This is a genomic window from Rheinheimera oceanensis, from assembly GCF_018831085.1.
In the GTDB taxonomy this organism is placed as follows: Bacteria; Pseudomonadota; Gammaproteobacteria; order Enterobacterales; family Alteromonadaceae; genus Alishewanella; species Alishewanella oceanensis.
In genome coordinates this window covers 1-597 of sequence record NZ_JAGPNM010000045.1, presented here as the reverse complement: position 1 = coordinate 597, position 597 = coordinate 1, and the positions used below count along the sequence as shown (strand labels likewise).

1 tRNA gene is annotated in these 597 nt (G+C 46.9%); it reads left to right on the top strand.

The features are described from left to right. Positions 1 to 305: 305 nt before the first annotated feature. Positions 306 to 381, top strand: a tRNA-Ala gene (locus J3B89_RS21025). The last annotated feature ends 216 nt before the right edge of the window (positions 382 to 597 follow it).

Below are 597 nucleotides of genomic sequence, written 5' to 3'. Positions count from 1 at the left end.
GGTCTGTAGCTCAGGTGGTTAGAGCGCACCCCTGATAAGGGTGAGGTCGGTAGTTCGAGTCTACTCAGACCAACCAATTCGCCGCCAGGCGTTGTTGCAGCGACCCTCACATACTTTAAGTATGCTTCGGTTCACTGCGCCTAACCTGACAACGAATGCAGAGCAAAGGCCATAAAAAACTTATTGCGATGATGTGAGCTTTAGGCAAGGCATGCAACGAGCGAGTGAAGGAGCGTACATAAGTACGTGACTGAATGAGTGAGGAAGCATAACGCAGCATAAAGGTCAAAGCAGAAGCAAGAAGAGGGGTTATAGCTCAGCTGGGAGAGCGCCTGCCTTGCACGCAGGAGGTCAGCGGTTCGATCCCGCTTAACTCCACCAACCTTATTTATGCGTTGTTGCAGCGAACCTCACATACCTGAGTATGCGTCGGTTCACCGCGCCTGGCCTAAATAACGTTGGCTAAGAAAATTGCTCTAGAAATTCAAATATAAGCACTTAACAAGCTTAAGTTTTTATATTTGAGTTTATCTCAAAGTGCTCTTTAACAATTTGGCAAGCTGATAGTAGTAAAAACAAGCTAAGCAACCTCTTAGC